This is a genomic window from Pseudomonas sp. GWSMS-1 (assembly GCF_049847425.1).
Lineage (GTDB): Bacteria > Pseudomonadota > Gammaproteobacteria > Pseudomonadales > Pseudomonadaceae > Aquipseudomonas.
In genome coordinates this window covers 282,258-295,882 of record NZ_JBMHHV010000005.1, presented here as the reverse complement: position 1 = coordinate 295,882, position 13,625 = coordinate 282,258, and the positions used below count along the sequence as shown (strand labels likewise).

The window sequence follows — 13,625 nt, the reverse complement described above, 5'->3', positions numbered from 1 at the left end:
CGCCATTGCCAGGTCCGCGCTACTTTAGGCGCGGCGTAACCCACCATCGACACAATGCGTTGCATTATTTGCAGGGTTAGATCGCCCGCGTTAAACCCGCGCCAACTCCGGCAAGTCGCCTGATAACCCCAGCGCCTGTCGTACAAACAGCGCTTTGGCTTCCGGCAGCTCATCGACCCAGTTGAGGCCACTGTTGCGCAGCCAGCGCAGCGGCAGAGGATCGGCCTGAAACAACCGTTCGAAGCCTTCCATCGCGGCCATCATCGCCAGGTTATGCGGCATACGCCGACGCTCGTAACGGCTGAGTACCTTGGCATCGCTCAAACGCTCACCCCGCTGGGCGGCGTGCAGCAGCACCTCGGCCAGTACCGCGACATCGAGAAACCCCAGGTTGACGCCCTGCCCGGCCAGCGGATGAATGCTGTGAGCGGCATCGCCGATCAGCGCCAGGCCGTCTTCAACATAACGCTTGGCGTGACGTTGGCGCAGCGGGATGCACAGCCGCGTATCGGCGTGCAGCACCTCACCCAGACGATGCTCGAAGGCAAAACCCAAGGCGCGGCGGAAACCAGCATCATCCAGGGCCATCAGCCGCTCGGCCTCAGTTGGCGTGACCGACCAGACAATCGAACACCAGTGCTCGCCTTCTGGCCCAGCCAACGGCAAAAAGGCCAACGGACCGTCATCGGTAAACCGCTGCCAAGCGGTCGCCTGGTGCGGCTTGCTGCAGCGCACACTGGTGACGATGGCGTGGTGCAGATAATCCCACTCACGGGTTGCGCTACCGGCCAGACGCCGCACCGCCGAGTTGGCGCCATCAGCGGCAATCAGCAGCGGCGCGCGCAACTCGCGGCCATCATTCAGGCTCAGCAGCCAACCATCGCCGGAACGACGCAGCTGCTCCACCCGAGCATTGGCCAACAGACCAATCGAGCTGTCGTGCAGGCGCTCAAGCAGCGCATCCTGCACCACGCGGTTCTCGACGATATGACCGAGCACCTCTGCATGCACACTGGCCGCGCTGAAATGAATCTGCCCGGTGCCGGAACCGTCCCAGACCTGCATCTCGCCATAGGGGCAGACGCGGCGGGCAGCGATGCCCTGCCAAACGCCGAGGCGCTCGAGGATGCGTTGGCTGGCCCCAGACAGCGCACTCACGCGCGGCTCGAACGCGGCCTGCGGGTCAAAGGGTTTGACGCTCAGCGGGCTGCCGTCGACCAGCAGAATGTCCAGCCCCTGATCGTCCAGGGCCAGCGCCAATGCGCTGCCTACCATGCCTGCGCCAACGATGATCAGATCCGCTTGCATCACATATTCCTTGTTCAGGCTGCCTGCCGAACGCGCGGCTTAAGCCGCACGTAAAGAGTCTTGTGCACCCGCGCCACCAAGGTGCCGCTGCCATCGCGGACTTCCACATGCAGCTCGGGCAGGTATTTGTCACCGTCTGCGGTGTGCTGGCGGATGTTGCTAAGCAGCTGCTCGTCGATGCTGAAGTCGGCGTACACCGGGCCTTTGCCGGGGGCGATAAAGTCGATGCGCGCGGCCTTGTCCCAGACAATAAAATCGCGACCGAGATTTTCCATGATCATCAGCATGAAGAACGGATCGGTCATCGAATACAGGCTGCCGCCAAACTGGGTACCGACATAGTTGCGGTTATACCAGCCGAGGCCCATCTTCACCTGCACCTGACGGAAGTCCGCGCTGATCTGCCGCACCCGCACACCCGCCCCCAGGTAGGGCGGATAGAGGTTCATTGCCCAGCGTAGCAGTCGCGCCTTGCGCGCCAATTTCTTCGCAGGCATGGCTCAAGACTCCGAACGGGTGCCAAGGCCCATGGCCTGGCGGGCGAACCAGCGTTTCGCCGGAGGAAGAAGATCGAGGCCAAGCAAACCGAGGTTGCGCCCGGCGGCCAGCAACGGCTGGCCGGTACTGAACAACCGGGTGACTTGATCGGAAAAGCCCACGGTGAGCTGTTGATCCACCTGCTGACGGCTCAGGTAGCGCTGCAAGGTGGCCAGATCACCCAGCGGTGCAGTGCTTTCCAGCAGGGTTTCGGCCAGTACCAGGGTATCGCGCAGCGACAGGTTGTAGCCCTGCCCGGCAATCGGATGCAGGCTGTGCGCCGCGTTGCCGAGTACCACCAGGTGCTGGCGCACCTGCTCCTTGGCGGCCGTCAGCGCCAGCGGATAGAGATGCCGCGTACCGACCTGACGCAAGCTGCCCAGCCGGTAACCAAAGGCCTGCTGCAGCTCGCCGAGAAACGCCGCATCGTCCAACGTCGCCAGGCGCTCGGCTTCTAGCGTGGCACGGGTCCAGACCAATGCGCAGCGGTTATCCGCCAGCGGCAGTAGAGCCATCGGCCCCTCTTCGGTAAAGCGCTCAAAGGCCAGGCCGTGGTGCGGTTCCTGCGGGCTGACGTTGGCGATTAATGCACTCTGCCCATAGGGCGTGGTGCTGACGGCGATGCCCAGCAGCTCACGCAGCCCAGAGCGGCCACCCTCGGCGAGAATCGCCAGGTTGCACTCAAGCTCGCTACCATCGTCCAGGGTCAACCGGTAGCCATCGGCCAACGCCTGCATGCGCGTGACCTGAGCCGGGCTACGCCAGCTCACCACCTGCGGGTCCAGCGCCTGCCATAAACATTCGCCGAGCCAAGCGTTTTCCACAACATAACCCAGCGCTGGCACGCCCTCTTCCTCGGCGCTCAGGCGCGCAGCGGCAAAGCGGCCACGGTCGGAGACATGGATCTGCTTGATCGGTTCGGCGCGCTGGCTGATCTGCGACCACAGGCCAAGGCGTTGATAGATCTGCTGCGAACCGAACGACAGCGCCGTCGAACGTGCGTCATAGCTGGGTTGATAACCGTTGCCTGGGGTGAACGGCTCGATCAGGCAAATGTTCCAGCCACGCCGCTTGGCTTCAGCTTGAAGGGCCACGGCCAGGCTCGCGCCGACCAGGCCGCCGCCGATAATCGCGATATCCACCCGCGCCACGCTTAAGCCGCCGCGCTGCGTGCGGCAGCCATCAGCGCTTCGATCTCAGCCACGGTCTTCGGTACGCCGCCAGTAAGAATCTCGCAACCGGTCTTGGTCACCACCACATCGTCTTCGATGCGCACACCAATACCGCGCCACTTCTTCGCCACGTCTAGATTGTCCACGGCAATATAAATACCCGGTTCGACGGTCATGGCCATGCCGACTTCCAGCTCGCGCCATTCGCCGCCGACCTTGTACTCGCCGACATCGTGCACATCCATGCCCAGCCAATGGCCGGCGCGGTGCATGTAAAAGGGTTTGTAAGCCTCGGCGGCAATCAGCTCGTCAACCTCACCCTGTAGCAGGCCCAACTCGACCAACCCAGCGGTGATTACCTGCACCGTGGCCTCGTGGGCCTGGTTCCAGTGCTTGCCAGGGCCGATTTCCTTGAACGCAGCTTCCTGAGAGGCCAGCACCAACTCATAAATGGCCTTTTGCTCCGGGGAAAACGTGCCGCTGACCGGGAAGGTCCGGGTGATATCGCTGGCGTAGCAGTCGATCTCGCAGCCAGCATCAATCAGCACCAGATCGCCATCTTTCAGCGATGCGTCATTTTCGCGGTAATGCAGGATGCAGGCGTTCTTACCCGCTGCGACGATGGAGCCATAGGCCGGCATCTTCGCTCCGCCTTTGCGGAATTCGTAATCCAGTTCGGCTTCCAGGTGGTACTCGAACAGGCCGGCACGGCTGGCCTGCATCGCGCGCACATGGGCACGGCAGGAGATGTCAGCCGCTTCCTTCATGACCTTGATTTCCGCCGCAGACTTGTACAAACGCAGGTCGTGGAGCAGGTGCTCAAGGGTGACGAACTCATTGGGCGGCGTCGCGCCCTGACGCGCCTTGGAGCGGATCATGTTGATCCACTCCATCAACTGGCGGTCGAACTCGTGATGGGTGCCCATGGAGGAGTAGACCCGGTCACGCCCCTCAATCAGCCCCGGCAGGATGTCGTCGATATCACCAATCGGGAACGCATCATCGGCGCCGTACTGGCTAATCGCACCGTCCTGGCCGGCACGCAGACCGTCCCACATCTCCCGCAGCGGATCGCGCTCGCGACAGAACAAAACGTACTCGCCATGTTCACGACCCGGAATCAGCACAATCACCGCCTCCGGCTCGGGAAAGCCGGAGAGGTACTGGAAATCGCTGTCCTGGCGGTAGATGTGCTCAACATCGCGGTTGCGGATATACACCGGCGCAGCCGGCAGAATCGCGATGCTGTTGGGTTCCATCTGCGCCATCAGCGCCTTGCGCCGACGGGCGTATTCCGACTTGGGGATGCTGATCATGGGCAGATTGAGTCCACTTCTATTGCATGAAAATCAATGCAGCGACGGTTTCGCCGCGGCGACTACAGGTTTGGCGCATTCGCTGAACAGCAGCAGTGGCGCAACACGCAGGTATTCCATCACTTCCATGTAATCAGTTTCACCGTCCTCGGATTCTTCCAGGGCATTCTGTACCTGGGAAATCGCCGCGAGGTCTTGCAGCACTTCCATGGCTTCAGCGCTCAGGGCGCTGTCACGGGCGGTCAAACCAAAGCCACCGAGGAAGCCCTGACACCATTGTCCCAGAGCCACAGCGCGCTCGCTAAGCGGCGCATCGTCGCTGGGCAACAGCAGTACCACGGTGACATCGTTACTGGTCAGTTCGCCCTTGACCATTTCCTGGAGGCCAATCAGCGCCTGGCGCACGGTATCTTCCGGCGCGCCGCCCAGTAGTTCAGCGGCATCAACCAGCCAGGAGTCGATCTCGAACCCTGCACCGGCACAGCTGCGACCCAGCAACAGGCCATGCAATTCAGCAGGGGAAACGTTGTGGCCGCTGCTGGCAAGCAGCGCGGCAAAAGCGGAATACGGCGAATTTGAAGTTGGCATAGATAACTAGGCGCAAAGCTGCGCAATCACTAGAATGGAGGCCCTGTATCCTAGCACCGGCAAGCCTGCCAAGACTAATCAAGTGGCTCGGCGGCCATGCACAAATCGCCCCTTGCCACGAATAATTACCGCCCCGTGATCGGCGGGTGAAATGCATCAACCTGTAGTGCCAATCTGCCCCACACTGCTAAATACGTAAACTAAAGGCACCGCGCTCCGTCCGATACTGTCGAAGCCACCTTAAAGACGCTATTTTTACTTGCCAGCCCACTCACCCAGTACGAGTAGAGAACCATGGACGACGTCGACCTGCAGGCGCTTACGACCAAGTTGGACCTGCTGATCCAGCGTGTCGAGCAGCTCAAGGCGCACAACCGACAGCTTATGGCGAGCGAAAAGGCCTGGCGTGAAGAGCGATCCCACTTAATTGAAAAGAACGAAATGGCCCGGCATAAGGTCGAATCCATGATTTCGCGCCTTAGAGCCTTGGAGCAGGATTAATGTCCCAGTCGAACACGTTGACCGTCCAGATCATGGACAAAGAATATTGCATCGCTTGCCCGAGCGATGAACGCAGCAATCTGGAGAGTGCCGCGCGCTACCTGGATGGCAAGATGCGCGAGATCCGCTCAAGCGGCAAAGTCATTGGTGCCGACCGCGTCGCCGTGATGGCCGCGCTGAACATCACCCACGACCTGCTACACAAACAGCAATACCTTGATGAACAGGCCGGAGCTAACCGCGAACACGTGCGCAACCTGCTTAATCGTGTCGATAGCGCCCTGGCCCAGAACAGCAATGAGCAAGGCAGCTAATTACGCGCCGACGGTTTCGGGTATACTGGCCACCGCTCCCTGGAGTGTGCGCCAGTTGGTCATGTCCCTGAGCCGATTCGCACAACCCCGGGGTTGCAAGTTGAGACCGGTGTGCATGTCCGCTTGACGGAAAGCCTTAAGGTCTCCTGCAACCTCCACCTTGAACTTTCGGGTTCAAGGGCTAAGCCGACAGCGGCACGCCGGGGAGTCACTTTTTCCAGCCAGTTGCCCTTCCGCGACAACGGCTACTGCAACCGCCCATGCCCGATACAACTGCCCTAAGCCGCTTACAGCTGCGCCGTCATCTGCGCGCACAGCGTCGCGCGCTCAGCCCCCACGCCCAACGGCAGGCCGCCCACGGCTTATACAAACAACTGGCACAGCACCCGCTGTTTCGCCGGGCACGACAGATTGCCCTGTACCTTCCCAACGATGGCGAGATTGATCCGCGGCCACTGCTTCGTGCCGCGCAAAAACGCGGAAAGGCCACCTACCTGCCGGTGCTCAGCCCCTGGCCGCAAAGCAAGATGGTCTTTCAACGCGTCCGCGCCGGCCAGCCCCTGCGCAAAAACCGCTTTGGCATTTACGAACCCCAACGCAATTACAAACAGCAACGCAAAGTATGGGCATTGGATCTGGTGCTACTGCCGCTGGTTGGCTTCGACCGCCATGGCGCTCGTTTGGGGATGGGTGGAGGATTTTATGACCGCAGCCTCGCCTACCTCAGCCTGCGCAAAAATTGGCACAAACCGACATTGCTAGGTCTAGCGCATGAGTGTCAGCTGGTTGAGCGCCTGACCATGGCCAGCTGGGACGTGCCGCTTCAAGGTACCGTGACGGACAAGGCATGGTATTAAATGACCAAGGCGGTACCGCGTCCCTGCGGTACCCAGCAGGCTCAGCGCGCCACGCTGGACTGCGTCACCGGCGCTGGCTGGTGCTCCCATAGGCTCTGGGTGTAACCCGTGGTTACCACGCCCAAGCTGAACAGAATCACCAATACCCACAACACATCTGGTTTACGTTTCATTCTCTGCCTCCCCCTTAAGGCATAGCCTGCGGTGTATCCACGACAATTATTGTTATAGATCCAGCAACGGCGACCACCCACGCAGCCAATTGGCGACACAATAGCTCGACAAAAACTCAGCAGACAGCCGGTGCCCGTTAAAGGACCGAAACACAGGAGCAAAGTTCATGCCTTACTGGCTGATGAAATCAGAACCCGACGAACTCTCCATCCACGACCTGCAGCGCCTTGAGCAAACGCGCTGGGATGGCGTGCGTAATTACCAGGCGCGCAACTTCTTGCGCAGCATGCAGCCAGGCGACTTGTTCTTTTTTTATCACTCCAGCTGCCCGGAGCCAGGCATTGCCGGCATCGCCCGCATTGTCTCCGCCGCCTACCCCGACCCCACTGCGCTAGAGCCTGACAGCCACTATTTCGACGCCAAAGCCAGCGCGGCTAAAAACCCCTGGAGCGCGGTCGATGTAGCCTTTGTCGAGGTGTTCAAGCGCGTCATTTCCCTGGCACAGCTGAAAGCCCAGAGTGCGCTATTGGAGTTGCCGCTGGTGCAGAAGGGCAGCCGCCTCTCCGTCATGCCGGTCAGTGCTGAGGAATGGGCAGCCATCCTGGCGCTGCGCTGAAATAGTGCAACGCCAGGCAAACCTTTACTGAATGATTAAGTTATTGAACAGCAGGTCTTCTACCAGCGGCTTGCCTTCTTCCTGTGTCAGCACGTCCTGCACCTGCTTGAGTGCTTCGGCGCGCAGCGTTTCCCGCGCGCCTGCCGCCGCCATGCCTTCATTCGTCTGCTGGGAAAACAACATGACCAGCTGATTGCGGATCAGCGGCTCATGGTGTTTGATCTTTTCTTCGACATCCTTGCCAGTAACCCGCAGCGAGAGGTCGGCCTTAAAGAACTTAAGCTTGGGGCCGTCACCAAAATTACCCACCAGGGCCGGCACCAGGGTGACGTAGGCAACCGCCGGAGCAGCGCCTTCTTCCCCCTCGGGCTCTTCCTTGCTTTCCGAAGCCTGCGCCATCAAGGGCAAGGACAGAGCCAACAGCAATGCGATCCAGACTTTCACAGGCGATATTCCTCAAGGGTTCAGTGCCTAGCATAGCCACACTCAGGCGGCGGCCCAAGCCCCAGCCTTATGCATGACCATCATGCACAAGTATGCTCGTTGACCGGGCAGCACTCACACCTACACTGCATGGCCAATAACCGCAGAGGAAAGCCCGATGAAAGCCGTGCTGTGCAAAGCCTTCGGCCCCGCCGAAACCCTGGTACTGGAAGAAGTCGCCAGCCCCGAAGCGAAGAAGAATGAAGTGCTGATGGAAGTGCATGCCGCCGGGGTCAACTTCCCCGATACGCTGATCATCGAAGGCAAATACCAGTTCAAACCGCCCTTCCCCTTTTCCCCAGGCGGTGAAGCATCTGGCGTAGTCACGGCCGTCGGTGAAAAAGTCAGCCACCTGAAAGTCGGCGACCGGGTGATGGCCCTTACCGGCTGGGGCAGCTTCGCCGAAGAGGTGGCGGTGCCCGGCTATAACGTCATGCCAATTCCCGCGAGCATGGACTTTGCCAGCGCCGCCGCTTTCGGCATGACGTACGGCACCTCGATGCACGCCCTCAAGCAGCGCGCCAACCTGCAGCCCGGGGAAACCCTACTGGTACTCGGCGCCTCTGGCGGTGTCGGCCTGGCAGCCGTGGAAATCGGCAAAGCCATGGGCGCCAAGGTCATAGCCGCAGCAAGCAGCGCGGAGAAACTCGAAGTGGCCAAGGCCGCTGGGGCCGATGAACTAATCAACTACAGCGAAAGCAACCTCAAAGATGAGGTCAAGCGTCTGACCGGCGGCCAGGGCGCCGACGTGATCTATGACCCGGTCGGCGGCGATCTATTCGACGCGGCGATTCGTAGCATTGCCTGGAATGGCCGCTTGCTGGTGGTGGGTTTTGCCAGCGGGCGCATTCCCGAGCTGCCGGTTAACCTGCCGCTACTCAAAGGTGCTGCGGTTGTCGGGGTGTTCTGGGGGCGTTCGCCCAGCGCCAGCCACAGGAAAATGCCGCTAACTTCCAGCAGCTGTTTGCCTGGCACGCCGAAGGCAAACTCAAGCCACTGGTCTCGCAGACGTTCCCACTGGCGCAGGCCGCCGAGGCGATCAACATGCTGGGCCAGCGCAAGGCAGTGGGCAAAGTGGTGGTGCAGGTGCGCTGACACCACGCGACAGCAAAAGGCCGCCCATCAGGCGGCCTTTTTTGTTAACGCGGTTAACCGCGTGGCGCGTAGGCGAAGACGTCTGCGCGCATCTGATGCGCATCCATACCCGCCTCTACCAGAGCATCGAGGGTGGCATAAACCATCGCCGGCGAGCCGCTGGCGTAGACGTGTAATGCGTTGAGGTCGGCAAAGTCTTCACGCACGGCCTCATGCAGCAGACCGCAACGCCCCGGCCAGCCGCACTGATCGCTGACCACCTGATGCAGAAACAGGTTGGGCACTTGTTGCCACTGCGCCCAGTGCTCCATTTGGTAAAAGTCTTCTGGGCGGCGTGCGCCCCAGTACAGATGCACCGGGTGGGCAAAGCCGATAGCCCGACAATGCTCGATCAAACTGTGCATTTGCGCCATACCGGTACCGGCGGCAATCAGCACCAGCGGCCCATCCGGCAGTTCGGCCAGGTGGGTATCGCCGAACGGCAGCTTCACCCGCACCAGGCCCGTGGTCCGCAATTGTTCTACGAGGGCGACAGTCGCCTCGTCGCGGGCCAGTACATGCAACTCCAGCTCGCGACCATAGTGCGGAGCCGATGCCAGGGAAAAGGCCGCGTAATCATCAGCGTCGCGCTGCAGCAGCAGGTATTGCCCGGCGTGATAACGCGGCGCCTTGCCCGCAGGCGCTTGCAGGCGCAGACGAAACACATCACCGCCCAGGTCATCACAGGCGGCAACCTGGCAGGCCAACTCGCGCACCGGCAGCTCTCCTGGGGCAAGCACGCCATCCCAATGCAGCACACAGTCTTCCAGCGGTTCTGCCAGGCAGGTGAACAGCTCACCCTGGGCCAGCTCAACCCCACCTTGCTGCACACGGCCTTCAACCAATAGCGCCGCGCAGATATGGCAATTGCCATTACGGCAGCTTTGCGGACAGTCGTAGCCCAGGCGCCGCGCCGCATCGAGAATGCGCTCGTGGGGCTGGACTTCCAGTACTGCACCTGAAGGATTCAGGGTGACTTTCATCAATCAATTCCCAACTCAGACCACAACGCATCGACGCGCTGCTTGACCGCTTCATCCTGAACGATAGCCCGACCCCACTCGCGCGTGGTCTCGCCCGGCCACTTGTGGGTGGCGTCCAGGCCCATCTTCGAACCCAAGCCCGAGATCGGCGAGGCGAAGTCCAGGTAGTCGATCGGTGTGTTATCGATCATCACCGTGTCGCGCTTGGGGTCCATGCGCGTGGTGATGGCCCAGATCACATCGTTCCAGTCCCGCGCATTGATGTCGTCATCGGTGACGATGACAAACTTGGTGTACATAAACTGGCGCAGGAAGCTCCACACACCGAGCATCACCCGCTTGGCGTGGCCGGGGTACTGCTTTTTGATGGTGACCACCGCCAGGCGGTAGGAACAGCCCTCCGGCGGCAGGTAGAAGTCGACGATCTCGGGGTACTGCTTCTGCAGAATCGGCACAAACACTTCGTTCAGCGCCACGCCGAGAATCGCCGGCTCATCCGGTGGCCGGCCGGTGTAGGTGCTGTGGTAAATCGGCTTTTGCCTACGCGTGATGCGCTCAACGGTGAACACCGGGAAGCTGTCCACCTCGTTGTAATAGCCGGTGTGGTCGCCGTAAGGGCCTTCCGGGGCCATCTCACCAGGGTGAATCACCCCCTCGAGGACGATTTCGGCACTGGCCGGAACCTGCAGATCACTGCCGCGACACTTCACCAGCTCGGTTCTGTTGCCGCGCAACAGGCCAGCAAAGGCATATTCAGACAAGGTATCCGGCACCGGTGTGACCGCGCCGAGAATGGTCGCAGGATCAGCCCCCAGCGCCACCGCAACCGGGTAGGGACGATCCGGGTATTTCTGGCACCAGTCGCGAAAATCCAGTGCGCCGCCGCGGTGGCTGAGCCAGCGCATAATCACTTTGTTGCGGCCAATCACCTGCTGACGGTAAATGCCGAGGTTCTGTCGTTCCTTGTTAGGCCCTTTGGTGATGGTCAGGCCCCAGGTGATCAGCGGCCCCACATCGCCCGGCCAGCAGGTCTGCACAGGCAGCTTGCCGAGGTCGACGTCATCACCCTCTTCGATCACTTCCTGGCACGGCGCGTCTTTAACGACTTTTGGCGCCATGGCCAGTACCTTGCGGAAAATCGGCAGCTTGCTCCAGGCATCCTTCAGACCCTTCGGCGGCTCAGGCTCCTTCAAAAACGCCAGCAGCTTGCCGATTTCACGCAGCTCGCTGACCTCTTCCGCGCCCATGCCCAGGGCGACCCGCTTCGGTGTACCGAACAGGTTACCAAGCACTGGCACGTCAAAGCCCGTGGGATTCTCGAACAGCAGCGCCGGCCCACCTTTACGCAACGTGCGGTCGCAAATTTCCGTCATCTCCAGCACGGGAGAGACGGGTGTCTGGATACGCTTGAGTTCACCGCGCTGTTCCAGGCCGCGAATAAAGTCGCGCAGGTCACGATACTGCATGCAAATGCCTCGTTTCGAGCCGAGCAATAGGGGCGCAAAGTTTAGCGCCGAACTCGGTCTTTCAGAAGGGAAAGCCAATATGCAGAGACACAAAAGCCGGGCTTACCCGGCTTTTGTTGTAGGGCGAAAGACGCCTTACTTACGCTTCATCGACTGGAAGAACTCTTCGTTCGTCTTAGTCGCTTTCAACTTGTCGGTGAGGAACTCGATGGCGGCAATTTCATCCATCGGGTGCAGCAGCTTGCGCAGAATCCACATGCGCTGCAGTTCGTCCTCGGCGGTCAACAGCTCTTCGCGACGGGTACCGGCGCGGTTGATGTTGATCGCAGGGAACACACGCTTCTCGGCGATACGACGGTCCAGCGGCAGCTCCATGTTGCCGGTGCCTTTGAACTCTTCGTAGATCACTTCATCCATCTTCGAGCCGGTTTCCACCAGCGCGGTGGCGATGATGGTCAGCGAACCGCCTTCTTCGATGTTACGCGCGGCGCCAAAGAAGCGTTTCGGCTTCTCCAAGGCGTGAGCATCGACACCACCGGTGAGCACCTTGCCGGAGCTTGGGATCACGGTGTTGTAAGCACGCGCCAGACGGGTGATGGAGTCGAGCAGGATGACTACATCCTTCTTGTGCTCAACCAGGCGCTTGGCCTTTTCGATGACCATTTCGGCCACCTGCACGTGGCGGGTTGGTGGCTCATCGAAGGTCGAGGCCACCACTTCGCCGCGCACGGTGCGCTGCATTTCGGTCACTTCTTCCGGGCGCTCGTCGATCAGCAGAACGATCAGGTGGCACTCGGGGTTGTTGCGCGCAATGTTCGCCGCGATGTTCTGCAGCATGATGGTCTTACCGGCTTTCGGCGGTGCGACGATCAGGCCACGCTGGCCTTTACCGATCGGGGCGCAGAGGTCGATCACCCGGCCGGTGATGTCTTCGGTAGAGCCGTTACCGGCTTCCATGACCAAACGCTTGGTCGGGAACAGCGGCGTCAGGTTCTCGAAGAGAATCTTGTTCTTGGCGTTTTCCGGGCGGTCGTAGTTGATCGTGTCAACCTTGAGCAGCGCGAAGTAACGCTCGCCTTCTTTCGGCGGGCGTATCTTGCCGACGATGGTATCGCCGGTACGCAAGTTGAAGCGGCGGATCTGGCTCGGCGAGACGTAGATGTCATCGGGGCCAGCGAGGTACGAGGCATCCGCAGAGCGGAGAAAGCCGAAACCGTCCTGGAGAATCTCCAGCACGCCATCACCGGAGATTTCCTCACCGCTTTTAGCGTGTTTCTTCAACAGGGAGAAAATCACGTCCTGCTTGCGTGAACGAGCCATGTTATCCAGGCCCTGTTGTTCAGCGAGTTCCAGCAGTTCGGTAATCGGCTTTTGCTTGAGTTCGGTCAGATTCATAGGAATGACGTAATTCATGAAGGAGGGGAAATAAGCTATTTAGCTTGGGAGCCAGCGCCGCAGAGAAGGCGAGTTGATCGCCTGCTTATGTATCGAAGGATTCGGATAGGAATGCGTCGGCGACGGCTTGCAGGGGGCTGCATAGGAAATACAGCGAAGCCGAATGTAACACCGGTTTTATTCGTACGTCCAGCGCCCAGGCAGAAAAAAGCCCCGCAATGTGCGGGGCTTCTAGCGCTTGTTGGCGTCTCAGTACAACTTAGATGTTGCTATCGAGGAACGCCGCCAGCTGCGACTTGGACAGTGCGCCCACTTTGGTGGCTTCAACATTGCCGTTCTTGAACAGCATCAGCGTTGGGATGCCACGCACGCCAAACTTCGGCGGGGTGTCCTGGTTTTCATCGATGTTCAGCTTGCAGACTTTCAGCTTGCCCTGATAGGTCTGGGCGATCTCATCGAGCACCGGCGCTATCATTTTGCACGGGCCGCACCACTCAGCCCAGTAGTCGACCAGCACCGGCCCTTCGGCCTGCAGGACATCTTGGTCGAAGCTGGCATCGCTGACATTGGTGATGAATTCGCTCATGGAAAGTCTCCGTGTTCGGAAGCAAAAGATGGGCGACATCATAGCCCGGCTTTCTCCACACAGGAAGGCGGCGGCAATTGAGCTTCTCTATGGTGCAGCCCCAAAACGACCACGCAGGCCTTTACCACGCAATTTATTCAGACCACCGGTCAGCCCAGCGCCAGCGCTGCATGCATCGCCGTACAGCGGCGTTGG

15 protein-coding genes, 1 other RNA gene and 1 pseudogene are annotated in these 13,625 nt (G+C 60.3%); 6 read left to right on the top strand and 11 right to left on the bottom strand.

Annotated elements, in window-relative coordinates; genetic code table 11:
• Nucleotides 1-90: 90 nt before the first annotated feature.
• Genes ACEPAJ_RS04735 through ACEPAJ_RS04715 form a run of 5 tightly spaced genes read right to left on the bottom strand, consistent with a single transcriptional unit; the run spans nt 91 to nt 4,921 of the window.
• Nucleotides 91-1,308: a 2-octaprenyl-3-methyl-6-methoxy-1,4-benzoquinol hydroxylase gene (locus ACEPAJ_RS04735; RefSeq protein WP_425913827.1), complete on the bottom strand. Its 1,218-nt coding sequence runs from the start codon at nt 1,306-1,308 to the stop codon at nt 91-93.
• Between the two features lie 14 nt (nt 1,309-1,322).
• Nucleotides 1,323-1,805, bottom strand: a complete 483-nt coding sequence (locus ACEPAJ_RS04730; RefSeq protein WP_425913826.1) for a DUF4442 domain-containing protein — start codon at nt 1,803-1,805, stop codon at nt 1,323-1,325.
• A 3-nt stretch (nt 1,806-1,808) separates the two neighbouring features.
• Nucleotides 1,809-2,996, bottom strand: coding sequence for a 2-octaprenyl-6-methoxyphenyl hydroxylase (ubiH, locus tag ACEPAJ_RS04725; RefSeq protein ID WP_425913824.1), 1,188 nt, complete (start codon nt 2,994-2,996; stop codon nt 1,809-1,811).
• A 2-nt stretch (nt 2,997-2,998) separates the two neighbouring features.
• The gene (pepP, locus tag ACEPAJ_RS04720; RefSeq protein WP_425913822.1) at nt 2,999-4,333 is read right to left on the bottom strand and encodes a Xaa-Pro aminopeptidase; all 1,335 of its coding nucleotides are present in this window, start codon (nt 4,331-4,333) and stop codon (nt 2,999-3,001) included.
• A gap of 33 nt (nt 4,334-4,366) precedes the next feature.
• Entirely contained in the window at nt 4,367-4,921 is a 555-nt protein-coding gene (locus tag ACEPAJ_RS04715; protein ID WP_425913821.1) for a YecA family protein, read from the bottom strand.
• 294 nt (nt 4,922-5,215) lie between these two features.
• Here ACEPAJ_RS04715 and ACEPAJ_RS04710 point away from each other — a divergent pair, with 294 nt between their 5' ends.
• From ACEPAJ_RS04710 to ACEPAJ_RS04695, 4 genes are all read left to right on the top strand, one after another.
• Entirely contained in the window at nt 5,216-5,422 is a 207-nt protein-coding gene (locus ACEPAJ_RS04710; RefSeq protein WP_425913819.1) for a TIGR02449 family protein, read from the top strand.
• Entirely contained in the window at nt 5,422-5,736 is a 315-nt protein-coding gene (locus ACEPAJ_RS04705; protein ID WP_425913817.1) for a cell division protein ZapA, read from the top strand. Before ACEPAJ_RS04710 ends, ACEPAJ_RS04705 begins: the two co-directional genes overlap by 1 nt.
• A gap of 33 nt (nt 5,737-5,769) precedes the next feature.
• Nucleotides 5,770-5,947, top strand: a non-coding RNA gene (ssrS, locus tag ACEPAJ_RS04700) — 6S RNA.
• Nucleotides 5,948-5,996: 49 nt separating this feature from the next.
• Nucleotides 5,997-6,593, top strand: a complete 597-nt coding sequence (locus ACEPAJ_RS04695; RefSeq protein WP_425913816.1) for a 5-formyltetrahydrofolate cyclo-ligase — start codon at nt 5,997-5,999, stop codon at nt 6,591-6,593.
• A 41-nt stretch (nt 6,594-6,634) separates the two neighbouring features.
• Here ACEPAJ_RS04695 and ACEPAJ_RS04690 read toward each other — a convergent pair whose 3' ends face one another.
• On the bottom strand, nt 6,635-6,766 hold the full coding sequence (locus ACEPAJ_RS04690; RefSeq protein ID WP_425913814.1) for a hypothetical protein: 132 nt from the start codon (nt 6,764-6,766) through the stop codon (nt 6,635-6,637).
• A gap of 167 nt (nt 6,767-6,933) precedes the next feature.
• On the opposite strand from ACEPAJ_RS04690, the gene ACEPAJ_RS04685 reads away from it, so the two are divergent.
• Entirely contained in the window at nt 6,934-7,383 is a 450-nt protein-coding gene (locus tag ACEPAJ_RS04685; RefSeq protein ID WP_425913813.1) for an EVE domain-containing protein, read from the top strand.
• A gap of 24 nt (nt 7,384-7,407) precedes the next feature.
• On the opposite strand, the gene ACEPAJ_RS04680 is transcribed toward ACEPAJ_RS04685, so the two are convergent.
• Entirely contained in the window at nt 7,408-7,827 is a 420-nt protein-coding gene (locus ACEPAJ_RS04680) for a flagellar basal body-associated FliL family protein (protein WP_425913812.1), read from the bottom strand.
• Nucleotides 7,828-7,984: 157 nt separating this feature from the next.
• Here ACEPAJ_RS04680 and ACEPAJ_RS04675 point away from each other — a divergent pair.
• Nucleotides 7,985-8,961, top strand: a pseudogene (locus ACEPAJ_RS04675) (NADPH:quinone oxidoreductase family protein).
• Between the two features lie 53 nt (nt 8,962-9,014).
• On the opposite strand, the gene ACEPAJ_RS04670 reads toward ACEPAJ_RS04675, so the two are convergent.
• The 4 genes from ACEPAJ_RS04670 to trxA form a co-directional block, all read right to left on the bottom strand.
• Nucleotides 9,015-9,983 (bottom strand): CDP-6-deoxy-delta-3,4-glucoseen reductase, encoded by a 969-nt coding sequence (locus ACEPAJ_RS04670; RefSeq protein ID WP_425913810.1) that lies wholly within the window; start codon nt 9,981-9,983, stop codon nt 9,015-9,017.
• Nucleotides 9,983-11,449, bottom strand: coding sequence for a 4-hydroxy-3-polyprenylbenzoate decarboxylase (ubiD, locus tag ACEPAJ_RS04665; RefSeq protein WP_274088236.1), 1,467 nt, complete (start codon nt 11,447-11,449; stop codon nt 9,983-9,985). The genes ACEPAJ_RS04670 and ubiD overlap by 1 nt, the downstream gene beginning before the upstream one ends.
• A 135-nt stretch (nt 11,450-11,584) precedes the next feature.
• Nucleotides 11,585-12,844 carry a transcription termination factor Rho gene (rho, locus tag ACEPAJ_RS04660; RefSeq protein ID WP_274088235.1) on the bottom strand — a complete coding sequence of 420 codons (1,260 nt, stop codon included), beginning with the start codon at nt 12,842-12,844 and terminating at the stop codon, nt 11,585-11,587.
• A gap of 259 nt (nt 12,845-13,103) precedes the next feature.
• Nucleotides 13,104-13,430: a thioredoxin TrxA gene (gene trxA, locus ACEPAJ_RS04655; RefSeq protein WP_090241426.1), complete on the bottom strand. Its 327-nt coding sequence runs from the start codon at nt 13,428-13,430 to the stop codon at nt 13,104-13,106.
• Nucleotides 13,431-13,625: the final 195 nt, after the last annotated feature.